Annotated in this window: 13 protein-coding genes; 10 read left to right on the top strand and 3 right to left on the bottom strand. The window is 50.2% G+C overall.

Annotated features, from left to right (window positions below; genetic code table 11):
* Positions 1-62 precede the first annotated feature (62 nt).
* Positions 63-1094 (bottom strand): AraC family transcriptional regulator, encoded by a 1032-nt coding sequence (locus tag BV405_RS12895; RefSeq protein WP_086481308.1) that lies wholly within the window; start codon positions 1092-1094, stop codon positions 63-65.
* Positions 1095-1411: 317 nt separating this feature from the next.
* Here BV405_RS12895 and BV405_RS12890 point away from each other — a divergent pair, with 317 nt between their 5' ends.
* A complete protein-coding gene (locus BV405_RS12890; RefSeq protein WP_086481307.1) occupies positions 1412-3052 on the top strand; it encodes a fatty acid--CoA ligase in 1641 nt (546 codons plus the stop codon).
* Positions 3053-3212: 160 nt separating this feature from the next.
* Entirely contained in the window at positions 3213-4391 is a 1179-nt protein-coding gene (gene bktB, locus BV405_RS12885; protein WP_086481306.1) for a beta-ketothiolase BktB, read from the top strand.
* Positions 4392-4493: 102 nt separating this feature from the next.
* Here bktB and BV405_RS12880 read toward each other — a convergent pair whose 3' ends face one another.
* Both BV405_RS12880 and BV405_RS12875 read right to left on the bottom strand, forming a co-directional pair.
* Positions 4494-4874 (bottom strand): Gfo/Idh/MocA family oxidoreductase, encoded by a 381-nt coding sequence (locus BV405_RS12880; protein WP_086481305.1) that lies wholly within the window; start codon positions 4872-4874, stop codon positions 4494-4496.
* Between the two features lie 183 nt (positions 4875-5057).
* Positions 5058-6116 (bottom strand): DUF2333 family protein, encoded by a 1059-nt coding sequence (locus BV405_RS12875; protein ID WP_086481304.1) that lies wholly within the window; start codon positions 6114-6116, stop codon positions 5058-5060.
* Positions 6117-6469: 353 nt separating this feature from the next.
* On the opposite strand from BV405_RS12875, the gene BV405_RS12870 reads away from it, so the two are divergent.
* The 8 genes from BV405_RS12870 (at position 6470) to fis (ending at position 13813) form a co-directional block, all read left to right on the top strand.
* On the top strand, positions 6470-6934 hold the full coding sequence (locus BV405_RS12870) for a protein-disulfide reductase DsbD domain-containing protein (protein WP_176330155.1): 465 nt from the start codon (positions 6470-6472) through the stop codon (positions 6932-6934).
* Between the two features lie 447 nt (positions 6935-7381).
* The gene (gene aroQ / locus BV405_RS12865; RefSeq protein WP_086481302.1) at positions 7382-7840 is read left to right on the top strand and encodes a type II 3-dehydroquinate dehydratase; all 459 of its coding nucleotides are present in this window, start codon (positions 7382-7384) and stop codon (positions 7838-7840) included.
* A gap of 118 nt (positions 7841-7958) precedes the next feature.
* The gene (gene accB, locus BV405_RS12860) at positions 7959-8411 is read left to right on the top strand and encodes an acetyl-CoA carboxylase biotin carboxyl carrier protein (RefSeq protein ID WP_086481301.1); all 453 of its coding nucleotides are present in this window, start codon (positions 7959-7961) and stop codon (positions 8409-8411) included.
* A gap of 56 nt (positions 8412-8467) precedes the next feature.
* Positions 8468-9808 (top strand): acetyl-CoA carboxylase biotin carboxylase subunit, encoded by a 1341-nt coding sequence (gene accC / locus BV405_RS12855; protein WP_086481300.1) that lies wholly within the window; start codon positions 8468-8470, stop codon positions 9806-9808.
* A 203-nt stretch (positions 9809-10011) separates the two neighbouring features.
* A complete protein-coding gene (prmA, locus tag BV405_RS12850; protein WP_086481299.1) occupies positions 10012-10911 on the top strand; it encodes a 50S ribosomal protein L11 methyltransferase in 900 nt (299 codons plus the stop codon).
* Positions 10912-11066: 155 nt separating this feature from the next.
* Positions 11067-12269, top strand: coding sequence for a DUF3426 domain-containing protein (locus BV405_RS12845; protein WP_086481298.1), 1203 nt, complete (start codon positions 11067-11069; stop codon positions 12267-12269).
* 222 nt (positions 12270-12491) lie between these two features.
* Complete coding sequence (dusB, locus tag BV405_RS12840; RefSeq protein ID WP_086481297.1) at positions 12492-13505, top strand: tRNA dihydrouridine synthase DusB; 1014 nt, start codon at positions 12492-12494, stop codon at positions 13503-13505.
* Between the two features lie 29 nt (positions 13506-13534).
* Entirely contained in the window at positions 13535-13813 is a 279-nt protein-coding gene (gene fis, locus BV405_RS12835; RefSeq protein WP_086481336.1) for a DNA-binding transcriptional regulator Fis, read from the top strand.
* Positions 13814-13869 lie beyond the last annotated feature (56 nt).

Raw genomic sequence — 13869 nt, 5'->3', positions numbered from 1 at the left:
AAAAAACGCCGGTTAATCCGGCGTTTTTTATGCCCGTACAATATGCTCAGAAAAGCCATATCTCAGTTCACAAGACTCTGACGTAACTTCTTAGGCGTTTCATCAAACCAACGCTTAAAAGCACGCGTAAAGTTGGCAGGGTGATTAAAACCCAGTCGGTAACTGATCTCACCAATCGTCAGATAATTCAGCCTCACCCAATGCAGCGCCTGCTTCTGACGCAATTCATCCAGTACCTGCTGATAACTGATGTCTTTTTCCTGCAAACGTCGCTGCAAGGTTCGTGGGCTGAGATTAAGTGATCCAGCCACCTCATCAATCGAAAGACTTCCCAGCGGCAGATGGTTTAGCAGCAAAGATTCCAGCCGGGTTCTCAGGTCACTCCGATCCAATCGCGCCAGATACTCGGCAACGAGAGCATCATTCTGCTCCGCTAATTCGGGACTCGCCGTCAGAAGAGGCTGATACATAGCTGCTGCTTCAAAGATAATTTTGTCATGAGCGGCATTGAAGAATACCGGACACTTAAACAGCCGCTGCCAGGGAGTAGGATCAAGGGGTTGAGGCCGGCTGAGCCAGACACTCTTCGGGGAAAAACCAGGCCGGTAAATATGTCGTGCGGTCAGCACCGAGGTACCGATAAAAGCATCCATCTCTTCCGGCGCCAACTGCTCCCGGCTCAGCCCCTGACGACGATAAACACTGATCTCAACATCAGAACCAAAAGGTGTAATCGTTATCTCGCCATAATCAGCGAACATGCGCAGGTTTTCCCCCAGTCTTCTGAAGCATTCCATCAGGGTATCACTGGCCCAGATCGCAAAGCCCAACGCATGCCAGGATGTCGGTCTTACGAACCGTGCAACCGTCAGCCCGACCGCTTCATCATCGGTCAGATTTCGGGCCAGTCGCCACAGCCGGTCAATCGTAGCCAGGGGATAACGGGTTTCCGGCTGGTTCGCCATACTCTGATCAATTCCCACACGAGCCAGCAAAGAGCCGCCATCAATATGGTAATGATCCAACGCCCGGCTGATCACCAACGGCCAACTACCAATAACTGTACTTTGATAGCGTTCTGTCTGTCTGAGCATGAACTGATCCGGTTGCAAGTGCGCTATTTCAGTGACTCATAAGTCGCTATTTTGCCTTTAAAAGAAGCTCCATATTAGGGCAAATAAATTATCATTTCACGCCATTAACCATTCTATAAGCGTCAACACCTTGTTGATAAACAGAGTTTCGCTCAAAAATCAGGATCAGCTGATTTGAGAGCAAACGCTCAGCAGTTCATTTAACGCAGTTTCTGGGCACAACTTACAAAGACTCTCGGATCACTTTGGAAGCTATCTCAACCAATGCAGGTTGGGGCCACTTTCAATCTCATAACAAAAACAATCGGAGATGCAGTATGCCAACTAAAATTTTGCCAGGTGCTAAAGCAGCAAAATCCTATCCCCTGCTGATTAAACAGATCTTTGCTTCAGCAGGACGCTTTGAGCCGGACAATGAGATTATCTATCGCGGAGAAACCCGCTTCAGCTACCGTGATTTTCATCAGCGTGTTCAGCAACTGGCTAATGCTCTGAAAGCTGCCGGTGTACAAGCTGGCGATACCGTTGCCGTAATGGACTGGGACAGTCACCGTTATCTAGAATGTTATTTTGCTGTGCCTATGCTCGGTGCGGTTCTGCACCATGTAAACATTCGCCTGTCTCCAGAGCAGATCGCCTACACCATGAACCATGCGGAAGATAAGCTGGTTCTGGTACATGATGACTTTGTGCCTCTGATTCAGCAGCTGGATGGACACCTGAAAACAGTTGATGGCTATATCCGTCTGACCGATCAGGCCAACAGTGAAGCGGTTGGTGATGTGGACTTTATCGGTGAATACGAAGCGCTGCTGCGTGCCGAAGAGCTGGTTTGTGAGTTCCCGGATTTTGACGAAGACAGTATTGCGACTACCTTCTACACCACAGGAACCACAGGCAATCCAAAAGGCGTGTTCTTCAGCCATCGCCAGCTGGTACTACACACTCTGAATATGGTGGGCATGCTGGGCAGCTATGCCGGCCTGCCGCTACTGCGTTCGGATTCGGTTTATATGCCGATCACACCTATGTTCCACGTTCACGCCTGGGGTGTGCCTTACGCTGCAGTGATGCTGAACTGTACCCAGATCTATCCGGGACGTTATGAGCCGGACATGCTGGTGAACCTGATTCGTGAGCACAAGGTGACCTTCTCTCATTGTGTACCGACTATTCTGCAGATGCTGCTGGGTTGTGAGTCCGGCAAGCAGGCGCGCTTTGATAACTGGAAAATTCTGATCGGTGGTAGCGCTCTGCCACAAGGTCTGGCACAAGCAGCTATCGATAAGGGTGCTGACATCTATTCCGCGTATGGCATGTCCGAGACCTGCCCACTACTGACAGTGACGCACCTGAATCAGGAACAACGGGCGCTGCCAATCGAGAAACAACTGAAATACCGCACCCTGACCGGTGTCGCATCGAACATGGTTGACCTGACGATTACCGAGCCAAACGGTGATCTGGCGGCCCATGATGGCCAGGCGGTTGGTGAAATTACCGTACAGGCACCCTGGCTGACTCAGGGCTACTTTAAAGAGAACGAAAAGCAGGAAGAACTTTGGGAAGGCGGTCGTCTGCATACTGGCGATGTTGCCAGTATTCATGAGAACGGTTTTGTCGAAATCAAAGACCGAATCAAGGATGTGATCAAAACCGGTGGCGAATGGCTCTCATCTATCGAACTGGAAAACCTGATCAGCCAGCACGCAGATGTTGCTGCTGTGGCTGTGGTCGGCGTGCCGGATGAAAAATGGGGTGAGCGTCCTTTCGCTATGGTCGTACCTAAAACACCAGATCTGACTCAGGAAGATCTTCAGCAGCATCTGAGCCAGTACGTTGAAACCGGTCATATCTCCAAATGGGCGATTCCGGATCAGATCCGCATGGTGGACGATATTCCGAAAACGTCGGTCGGCAAGATCAACAAAAAAGAGATCCGTGCGCAGCTGGCATAAGCGCAAGCTTTCCAGCCTGTAAAACGGGCCCAGCCTTTCAGCCTTCTCCTAAAACAGAGACAGGAGGCTGAGAGGCTCAGGCAGCAAACTGCCCGATTTAATTTTATTCCCCAATAACTCATCCCCGATCAGACTGAATCGCGGGACTCAGGAGCAAGGCATGACACAGAAGGTAGTTTTTCTCAGTGGTGTTCGTACAGCAATCGGCGGTTTTGGTGGCAGCCTGAAGGATGTTCCGGCAACCACTCTGGCGGCATCGGTAACCCGTGAAGCAGTTGCCCGAGCCAACCTGCAACCGGAGCAGATTGGCCATGTCGTGTTTGGTAACGTACTGCACACAGATCGTCGTGATATGTATATCAGCCGCGTGGCAGCCCTTGAGGCTGGCCTGCCGGTCAACACTCCAGCACTAACCGTAAACCGCTTGTGCGGTAGTGGTCTGCAGGCGATTGTGACTGCCGCTCAGCAGATTGAGCTGGGTGTTTGCGATGCCGCAGTTGCCGGTGGCGCTGAGTCCATGAGTCGCGCTCAGTACTGGGTTCCCGCTGCCCGTTTTGGTCAGCGCATGGGTGATGGCCAGATCGTGGATTCCATGACAGGCGCTCTGACCTGTCCGATGGAAAACTACCACATGGGCGTTACCGCCGAGAACGTAGCAGAAAAATGGGAGATCAGTCGCGAACAACAGGATGCACTGGCCGCTTTGAGCCATCAACGCGCTCAGGCTGCAACAGAACAGGGTCGCTTCAAAGATCAGATCATGCCGGTTGAGCTGAAAACCCGTAAAGGCACCACAGAATTCGCAACCGATGAGCACATCCGTTTTGACTGCAGCGCTGATGATATGGGCAAACTGCGTCCTGTTTTCCAGAAAGAAGGCTCAGTAACTGCGGGTAATGCCTCCGGCCTCAATGACGCGGCTGCAGCGGTCACTATGATGTCTGAAGCAGAAGCGCAAAAACTTGGCCTGACGCCAATGGCGAAGCTGGTGGGCTATAGCTTTGCAGCAGTTGAACCTAAATATATGGGTATCGGTCCGGTTCCTGCGATCCGCCAACTGCTGGAAAAACACGAACTATCCGTTGACGATATCGATGTCTGGGAAGTGAACGAGGCATTCGCGGCTCAGGCACTGGCTGTGGCCAAAGATCTGGGGCTTCCGGAAGAAAAGCTGAATCCAAATGGTAGTGGTATCTCTTTGGGTCACCCGGTTGGCGCAACCGGTGCCATTATCACGGTGAAGGCGCTTTATGAGCTGGAGCGTGTACAAGGTAAATACGCGGTAATCAGTCTGTGTATCGGTGGTGGTCAGGGTATCGCTATGCTGATTGAGCGTTAAAAACCACTCGCTCAACTCAGGTTAACACCAATGCGCAAAAAGGCTCCCGAGGGAGCCTTTTTAAGGTCAGGTAAAAACCTGAATCACTGAGCGCAACAGAACTTAATAGAAATCATCACTGGCTTTGGTTTGTACCATTTCACCGTTAAAGAGTGATAGCAGAAGTGCAGAAATACGCTCATGCATAATCACGGTATGGTAGTTGCCACTTTCCTGCATGTGGCTGCGAAGGGCATCACGTACCGCTTTAACACCTGTTACATCAATGATGATGTCGATTTCAGAACTATTCACCAACAGGCTATTCATATCGGTTGTTGTCGGGATCTGATGCTCACGGGCTAACAGCATGCCCGGTGCATCCTGCTTGGTATCAGCAACACCCACAATATCGACAAATTCCGCTTCAAACAGCTTCTGCAGCAACTCAATACCGGCATGTCCTGCGCCGATAACAGCAATTTTAAAATGCTCCGTATTCATTTTATTAATCCTTTATTCTTTGTTTTATTGGCTAAAACGCTGCTTGAGAGTGACAAAAAAACCGGCTGTTGCAAAGCAAGCAAAGCCGGTTTCTGTTGTAAGCCAAAGACTATTAACCATTAATTTGAGTCAGATCATAGGGATATTTCCACCTGCCCGCTGAAACCGTAACAATCGTTGGTATCAACCCCGTGACAATAGCTCCCGCAGATCAATAATGGCTGCATTGGCACGGGAGATATAAGACGCCATTACTAAAGAGTGGTTAGCAAACATGCCAAAGCCACTGCCATTCAGAATCATAGGGCTCCACAGAGGCTCCTGAGTCGCCTCCAGCTCACGAATAATCTGACGCAGGCTGACCTCGGCATTTTTATCCTTCAACACGCCCTGAAAATCGGTCTCCACCGCTTTCAGAATATGAATCAGTGCCCATGCGGTACCGCGCGCTTCGTAGAAAACATCGTCGATTTCAGACCAGGGAGTCTTAACCTGTTGCAGATCCGGCTTGCGGGTCGATTGCTCGGCAGAAGGATCGCCTGCCAGATCGATATTCACCTGTGACTTACCCACACTGGCACTCAGACGCTGAGACAAGCTACCCAGACGTGTTTCCACATCCATCAGCCAGTTTCTCAGGTTATCGGAACGGGCATAAAACTGCGCATCGTTCTGGTTGTCATCCACCAGACGATCACGGTAACGGATCAGGGCTTTGATACCCTGACGGTATTCTCCCTCTGTAGAAGGCAGAATCCAGCTGTTACTGTCAAAGTTGAACTGAGGCTCAACAATGGTCAGATCCTTGTCTTCGGTCGATTGAGACTGGGAGCGGGAGATATCTTTGCGCAGAGAGCGACTCATATCCCTAAGCTGAATCAATACGCCATATTCCCAGTTCGGGATGTTATCCAGCCAAAGCCCCGGCGGAAAACGATCATTAGAAAGATAACCGCCCGGTTTATCTAACAGAGTTTCTGCGATACGTATCATCGTCGTTGTTGTTGCATAACCTACCTTGGTGGCATCCGACGCCTGACCATTCATCTCAGCAGTCACACGAACATGTTCAGCCACTGAAAAAGGCTCAGGTTCCTGACTCCAGTACCAACCCACACCGGCAGCACCGATCAGGTAAACCGCAAGACCGCCGCCCACGGCTTTACCCATTAAACCGCCGGGTAAACGATCTCTGAGGTTATCCCACTGGTCAGCGACTTTCGCTCCTAGCTGCTTTAACATTCTATATTCCTCATGCGTGCTGATAATTTCACTTAGGCCGGAACCCTGTGATACTGACAGCATCTTATATAACTGTCTTTACTCTGTATTATGGGGCTTCTTAGTGGAAAACCCAATGCAGCACCTGGCTCCGCCTGAAGATACCCAAGCTTGAGTCATCTAAGATTGAAGATACCTAAGCTTGAAGACATTTAAGCTTGAAGGCACCTAGACTTGCAGACGCCTAGGTCTGAGGCCTGAAATAAGCAGGTCAGAAAATTATGTTCAGAGCAGAATCACCGAAACACATTACAGGAAGCACGTTCTTGAAAAGCCCATCTACAGTCTTACTTCGCCGTCTGGCTACTATATTTATGTTTACCTTGTGCCTTTTAGCCTTTGCTGTTTACCCGCCAGCAACTGAAGCAGGATTTTTCGACACCAAACCAGCAGGCTTCGGCAGCGCTTCTGCCGATGGCTTTCTTCCTGTCGAGGAAGCCTTTCACCTTGAAGGAGAGCTGAAAGGAACTACACTGACTCTGACATGGGATATCGAACCCGGTCACTATCTCTACTTGTCGCGATTTCAGGTCACAAGCCTGCTTCCCGAAAGTACGGCACTTAATCCTCTTAGCATGCCAAAGGGAGAGAAGGTTGATGATGAGTTTCAGGGACGGGTGGAAATCCTGCGTCATAAAGCCGAGCTGAGCTATCAGTTTGAAACCTCAGCCACTGAGCTTAAACAAGGGGTCGTTGTTGAAGTGGTTTTTCAGGGATGTGCGGAAGCGGGACTTTGTTATCCCCCTCATCGCCAGCGGTTAAACCTGACTCAGAAGTAGATTTTCGCAAAGCTTTTTTGAAAAACATCACAAATCCATGATGTACAGACTCTTGTTTAAGTCGCCAAAAGCACCCACATCGCGGGCTGTTCAACAGCCTGCATGTTTCAGCCTTAAAAGAGGCTGATAAATCACATCATTATCAACTGATTTTTGCCTGATTCAGATCACTGAAATACAAATTTCACCCGACAGAGTACAAACAGGTAAAATTCAGTAACACGCAGTAAAAAGCAGCCAAACAAAGCGGAACAGACGAAAACTGGACAAGAACTGTCAAATTCGGCAAACTACACTGGCTTGCGAAGTAAAAACTGCAGTTTCATCATCATTTAACCGATATTAAATGCAGTTAAACTTCTTTTTAACGATTTTCGCAGCAAACAGAGTCAAACAACTGTTTGCTTTTTATTTTTGCTTTTTTGTCACCCGGATACTCTGTTGATTATGGCTTCCATTCTGGTGTTAAACGGCCCCAATCTGAACCTGCTCGGCACCCGCGAGCCTGAAATTTATGGCAGTCAGACTTTGGCTGATATTTCAGAACATCTTGCGGTAACAGCCTCAAGCCAGGGACATCAACTGGAATGCTTCCAGAGCAATGCTGAACATGCTCTGATCGATCGTATCCATGCCGCCCGTGATGAGTCTGTCGACTTTATCATCATCAATCCTGCAGCTTTTACCCATACCAGTGTTGCTATTCGCGATGCGTTACTGGGTGTTCAGATCCCTTTTATCGAAGTGCATCTGTCTAATGTCCATGCCCGTGAAGCCTTCCGTCATCATTCTTATCTGTCTGATGTCGCAGTGGGAGTAATCTGTGGACTTGGCGCTCAGGGTTATGACTTTGCTTTAACGGCAGCTTTGAAATTTATCAGCGACAAAAAGCCCAAATTAGTCTGACGGATTAAACCTTTTAGTGCTGATCCGCCGGTTCTTTTTCTCTGCTTCGGCAGAAAACTCACAATAGCCTATGCATCGCTTGGGCTCATGTTCCACACACAAGTGAAAGAGATTAATCATGGATATTCGTAAAGTTAAAAAACTGATTGAGCTGCTGGAAGAATCCAACATCGCTGAAATCGAAATTCAGGAAGGCGAAGAGTCTGTACGCATCAGCCGTAACATGAGCGGTGCTCAGGTTCAGTACGCGCCGGCTCCTGTTGCAGCTCCGGCTCCTGTTGCTGCACCAGCAGCGGCACCTGCTGCAGAAGCAGCTCCTGCGGCGGCAGCTCCTGCAGGTCACCTGGTTAAATCTCCAATGGTTGGTACTTTCTACCGCTCTCCGGCTCCGGGCGCTAAAGTGTTCGTTGAAGTAGGTCAGAAGGTTAAGAAAGGCGACACTATCTGCATCGTTGAAGCGATGAAGATGATGAACCAGATCGAAGCAGACAAAGACGGTACTATCGGTGAAATTCTGGTTGAAGATGGTCAGCCGGTTGAATTCGATCAGCCGCTGGTTTCTATCGTTTAAGCAACCGCTTACGACAGATAACCCTTTTTTGACTCCAGAATTCATAAGGCTCGATCATGCTTGATAAAGTACTTATTGCAAACCGGGGTGAAATTGCGCTGCGTATTCTGCGTGCCTGTAAAGAACTGGGCATCAAGACTGTAGCCGTTCACTCTGCAGCAGACCGTGATCTGATGCATGTTCGTCTGGCAGACGAATCTGTATGTATCGGTCCGGCTTCTTCTACCGATAGCTATCTGAACATTCCGGCAATTATCAGCGCTGCTGAAGTTACCGATGCAGAAGGCATCCACCCGGGCTACGGCTTCCTGGCTGAAAACGCCGACTTCGCCGAACAGGTGGAGCGTTGCGGTTTCAAATTCATCGGTCCTAAAGCAGACGTTATCCGCCTGATGGGTGACAAAGTATCTGCAATTGACGCGATGAAGAAAGCAGGCGTTCCTACGGTTCCGGGTTCTGACGGCCCGCTGCCGGACGACCCTGAGTTTGTGGTTCAGACTGCACGCCGTATCGGCCTGCCAGTGATCATCAAAGCGGCTGCCGGTGGCGGTGGTCGTGGTATGCGCGTTGTTCACACTGAAGCACACCTGGTAAACGCTGTTCAGGTAACCAAAGCTGAAGCAAAAGCAGCTTTCGGTGACGACACCGTTTACATGGAAAAATTCCTGCAGAACCCACGCCACGTTGAGATCCAGGTTCTGGCCGATGGTCAGGGCAATGCGATCCATCTGGGCGACCGTGACTGCTCTCTGCAGCGTCGTCACCAGAAAGTTCTGGAAGAAGCACCAGCACCAGGCATTCCTGAAGACGTACGTCGCGAAGTTCAGGAGCGTTGTGTACAGGCTTGTATCGAAATCGGCTACCGTGGTGCCGGTACTTTCGAATTCCTGTATGAAGACGGCGGCTTCTACTTCATCGAAATGAATACCCGTGTTCAGGTTGAGCACCCGGTATCTGAGATGGTAACCGGTGTTGATATTGTTAAAGAGCAGCTGCGCATCGCCAGCGGCCTGCCTCTGACTATCAAACAGGAAGACATCGTTATCCGTGGTCACTCTTTTGAGTGTCGTATCAACGCGGAAGATGCAAAAACCTTCCTGCCGTCTCCGGGTAAAGTGGATCACTTCCACGCTCCTGGCGGTCTGGGCGTGCGTATGGACAGCCACCTGTATGATGGTTACACCGTACCGCCTTACTACGATTCCCTGATCGGTAAGCTGATCACCTGGGGTGAAACCCGTGAGATCGCGCTGACCCGTATGCGTAATGCTCTGGACGAAATTGTTATTGAAGGCATCAAGTCCAACATTGGCCTGCAGCAGGATCTGGTTCGTGACAGTGGCTTTATGGAAGGTGGTGTGAACATTCACTACCTTGAGAAGAAACTGTCTCTGTAAGCTTGCTTACAGAACCTAAAAAAACCGGAAGCATCGCTTCCGGTTTTTTTTCGCCTGTCTAAAGCCCCCCCGCTATAAAGCAATCCTTTTCCTTAAACCCAACCCAGGACGTAACAGCACACCGGATAATAATTCGGTGTACAATAGCCCCAAGCGAGCCTTACGGCTCAGAATCACAGGCTGAATACACCCCGGAGACAAAGATGCCTTGGCTTCAAATTAAAATGGACACCAATCCAGCTCACGCTGAAGTACTGGAAGAGTTTCTGCTGGCCGCAGGTGCTAATGCGGTCACTCTGGAAGATGGTGCTGATCAACCCCTGTTCGAGCCTATCCGGGGCACTACACCTTTATGGACACAGACCCGTATCACCGGCCTGTTTGATGCCGAACAGGACAGCGAAGCGATGCTTCAGGGTCTGCAACTGGGCTGGGCATCAGTATTTCCGGATCAGGCTTTCCCTTCGCCACGCATTGAGATTCTGGAAGATAAAGACTGGGAACGCGAGTGGATGGAAAACTTCCACCCAATTCAGGTCGGCAACCGCCTCTGGATCTGCCCAAGCTGGAAAGAAGCACCTAACCCGGAAGCAACTAACCTTCAGCTGGATCCGGGTCTTGCCTTCGGAACAGGCACGCACCCAACCACCTTTATGTGCCTGCAATGGCTGGATGAGAATGATGTCGCTGGTCAGACCGTTGTGGATTACGGCTGTGGCTCCGGCATTTTAGGCGTGGCTGCTCTGCTACTGGGAGCCGAAAAAGCCTATGGTGTTGATAACGATCCACAGGCACTGGTTGCTACCCGGGAAAATACCGATCGAAATGGCCTGCCTGCTGAAAGCTTTGATGTTTTCTATCCCGGCAAAATTGGTGATGTTAAAGCAGACCTGATGCTGGCCAATATTCTGGCCGGACCACTGATCGACCTGGCACCGACCATTTCAGCTCTGGTTAAGGATCAGGGTAAGCTGGTACTTTCCGGTATTCTTTCCCATCAGGCGGATGATGTTATGGCAGCTTACGCCCCTTGGTTTAACTTTGATCCGGTTAAACAGAAGGAAGAGTGGGTTTGCCTGAGCGCCGTTAAAGTACAGTCCTGATCCTTGTCAGACACTAGCCCTGGCGGTCAAAAAGCATACTTTCCTCAATAACTTGAAGCTGTTATAAACAGGTGGTCCCATTTGAACGGGATTGCCTGTTTGCTTTCATAATCTTATGATGTAACTCAGACTCTTGTTGGAAGAATGACTGACCGATGATGGATGACCGGCTAACCCGCTGCCCCCACTGCTCAACCTGTTTTGCTGTTTCTGATGCTGACCTGCAACAGGCTTTTGGCGTTGCCCGCTGTGGCCGCTGCAAGAAAATTTTCAATGCTGCAAACCACCTTTTTGAGCTGGAAGCGGATGAAAGCTCATCACCGGTAGAATCTCTCCAGCCCCTCTCTTCTGAGCAATCACAGGCTCTGGCACAAAGTCAAAAGTCTGCATCCGAGCAAGAAACTCACTCAGTGGGAAAAAGCGAGGCTATATCGACCTCAATTCCAGCTGATACCGATTCAGATACCCCCGATCTCTCTGCTTATTCCTCAGATGTAGCCGTTACTGCTGAAACTGAGACAAAGCTTGCTTCGCAATCAGAAAAAGCACCTGCACCTCAAAAGCCAGCAGAGATTAAGCCTGAAGCAGAACAAGCACCGGAAGCCAAGAAAGTACCGGCAACAAAAAAAGTACCGGAAAACGCAGAAGATTTTCTGCAAATGCTGCCTGACACCCCGGATATGATGCTGGATGACGAAGATCTCTCAGATATTCGCCAAGCCCGCCTGGCTCCCGAATTGCGCCATCACCAACTTGAAGTTTCTCTGTCCGCCAACCGTAATGAGGAAGCACCTGATTTTGCGCCTGACCTGCATTTTGGAGCAGAACCGGACAATGACCACGTAGAACAGAAGCCGAAGGAAAGCACACCAACTAAGGCCGCAACAGGTCTGCCCTGGATTCCGGCAACACTGGCCGCAAGTCTTATCCTCTTGATACTGGTTCTGCTTTGGGGCAACACCCGCACCTTGAGCGAATCACCGGGGCTATCCGGTTTTGCCGAAGCGATCTGCGGATTGAGCAGTTGCGATCACTATCTGCCCTCAGATTTTGAGGAACTGAAAGCGTCACAACTGGCTATTTTTGAGATCAACAACCAGCTGACCGCAGAACTGGTTCTGAACAACCCAACGGCGAACCCTCTGCCTTTTCCTGCTATTTTGCTGGAGCTAAGAGATCGCAGCGGTAAAATTATCGCCGAGGTACTTTATCAGCCGGATAGTTATCTGAAAGGCAAACCTTTCGCTGATCATATTCTGCCGCCAGAATTACCTGTTGCACTCTCCTTCCCAATACAGGCGAAAGTCAGCGATATTGAGAACCTTTCCGTTCGCTATTACCCTGCTGCAGAGCTTTAATTTCAGCAAAACAAACAGATAACCTGCCTCCTTGATCGGGAGGCGTTATTTTCTGGCTATTTTTTAATCAAATATCCCCGCTTCAGCTTTACACGCTCAGGATTCCTAGTATCATTAGCGCCCCTCGATACGCCCGATTGGCACGGCTTTGAGCGATTTCTTCGCATGCCGTTTGCCATTTTGTAACTGTCTTTCTGACAGCGATAAATTTTACGGTTAACCATGGTTCAGATCGGTTCATACACCCTAGCGTCACCGGTTATTCTTGCCCCTATGGCTGGCGTAACAGATCGCCCTTTCCGACAGCTTTGTCGTGAAATGGGGGCAGGTCTTGTGGTGTCCGAAATGGTGACCTCTGATGTCAGCCTCTGGAACACCCGTAAATCCCGTCTGCGTATGGATCACAGCGGTGAAGATGAACCCCGTTCTGTGCAGATTGCAGGTGGTGATCCCGAGATGCTGGCCGAAGCTGCCCGACTTAATGCCGAACACGGCGCTCAGATTATCGACATCAACATGGGCTGCCCGGCAAAAAAAGTCTGCAATAAAGCCGCAGGTTCCGCCTTACTGAAAGATGAAAAGCTGGTTGCGGATATTCTGGAAGCCGTTGTTGGGGCTGTGGATATCCCGGTTACCCTCAAGATACGCACAGGCTGGAATCCCGAAAACCGTAATGGCGTGACGATTGCCAAAATCGCGGAACAAAGCGGTATTCAGGCGCTGGCCGTTCACGGCCGAACCCGGGCAGATGCCTATAAAGGCGAAGCCGAATACGACACCATCGCCCGCATTAAGCAGGAAATTTCCATTCCGGTATTCGCCAATGGTGATATTACATCTCCGGAAAAAGCCCGCTATGTTATGGACTATACCGGTGCCGATGCCGTGATGATTGGCCGTGGAGCTCAGGGACGCCCCTGGATTTTCCGCCAAATCAGCCATTACCTGGCCACTGGCGAACATCTGCCTGAACCGGACGAGCAAACAAGACACGATATTCTCAGCCGTCATCTGGACGAACTTTACGATTTTTACGGTGAGCTGATGGGGGTCCGTATCGCCCGTAAACACGTGAACTGGTATCTGGGCACCCAGGAAAACGGAACTGACTTCCGACGCTTTTTCAATCGGCTTGAGCAGCCTACAGAACAGCATGAAGCGATCCGCCAATTTATTCTTCAGCCGGAGCAGCTTAACCTCCGGCATGAACCGTCAGAAGCGGACGCCCTGTTATGACAGCAATAACCAATAAGAACATGAGCAATATGGATATCTCCGAGAACACACCCGAGATGATGAGCCAAGCGGAAATCAACCCGCGCACACTGCGTAGCAGTGTTGAAGAAGCGATGTCGAACTACTTCGCCCATCTCGATGGTCAACCGGTAACCGATCTCTATCAGATGGTACTGGCGGAAGTAGAAGCTCCCTTGCTGGAAGCTGTTATGGCTTACACCAAGGATAACCAGAGCCAGGCATCCGAGATTCTCGGCCTGAACCGTGGCACCTTGCGTAAAAAGCTCAAGACCTACGGCATGCTGTAACCCGAAACCGACTTTTTAATGAAAGCGGCAGATAACCTCTGCCGCTTTCTGTTTTC

Source organism: Oceanospirillum sanctuarii (assembly GCF_002150805.1).
In the GTDB taxonomy this organism is placed as follows: domain Bacteria; phylum Pseudomonadota; class Gammaproteobacteria; order Pseudomonadales; family Halomonadaceae; genus Oceanospirillum; species Oceanospirillum sanctuarii.
The sequence above is the reverse complement of the archived record's forward strand: the minus strand, read 5'-3'. Positions and strand labels throughout refer to the sequence as shown.

Bases quoted from the DNA above. Each gene is read 5' to 3' on its own strand.
- BV405_RS12880 (WP_086481305.1), bottom strand. From the start codon at position 4,874: ATGAATACGGAGCATTTTAAAATTGCTGTTATCGGCGCAGGACATGCC.
- accC (WP_086481300.1), top strand. From the start codon at position 8,468: ATGCTTGATAAAGTACTTATTGCAAACCGGGGTGAAATTGCGCTGCGT.
- BV405_RS12845 (WP_086481298.1), top strand. From the start codon at position 11,067: ATGATGGATGACCGGCTAACCCGCTGCCCCCACTGCTCAACCTGTTTT.
- BV405_RS12890 (WP_086481307.1), top strand. From the start codon at position 1,412: ATGCCAACTAAAATTTTGCCAGGTGCTAAAGCAGCAAAATCCTATCCC.
- BV405_RS12870 (WP_176330155.1), top strand. From the start codon at position 6,470: ATGTTTACCTTGTGCCTTTTAGCCTTTGCTGTTTACCCGCCAGCAACT.
- aroQ (WP_086481302.1), top strand. From the start codon at position 7,382: ATGGCTTCCATTCTGGTGTTAAACGGCCCCAATCTGAACCTGCTCGGC.
- prmA (WP_086481299.1), top strand. From the start codon at position 10,012: ATGCCTTGGCTTCAAATTAAAATGGACACCAATCCAGCTCACGCTGAA.
- dusB (WP_086481297.1), top strand. From the start codon at position 12,492: ATGGTTCAGATCGGTTCATACACCCTAGCGTCACCGGTTATTCTTGCC.
- BV405_RS12895 (WP_086481308.1), bottom strand. From the start codon at position 1,094: ATGCTCAGACAGACAGAACGCTATCAAAGTACAGTTATTGGTAGTTGG.
- BV405_RS12875 (WP_086481304.1), bottom strand. From the start codon at position 6,116: ATGTTAAAGCAGCTAGGAGCGAAAGTCGCTGACCAGTGGGATAACCTC.
- bktB (WP_086481306.1), top strand. From the start codon at position 3,213: ATGACACAGAAGGTAGTTTTTCTCAGTGGTGTTCGTACAGCAATCGGC.
- accB (WP_086481301.1), top strand. From the start codon at position 7,959: ATGGATATTCGTAAAGTTAAAAAACTGATTGAGCTGCTGGAAGAATCC.
- fis (WP_086481336.1), top strand. From the start codon at position 13,535: ATGGATATCTCCGAGAACACACCCGAGATGATGAGCCAAGCGGAAATC.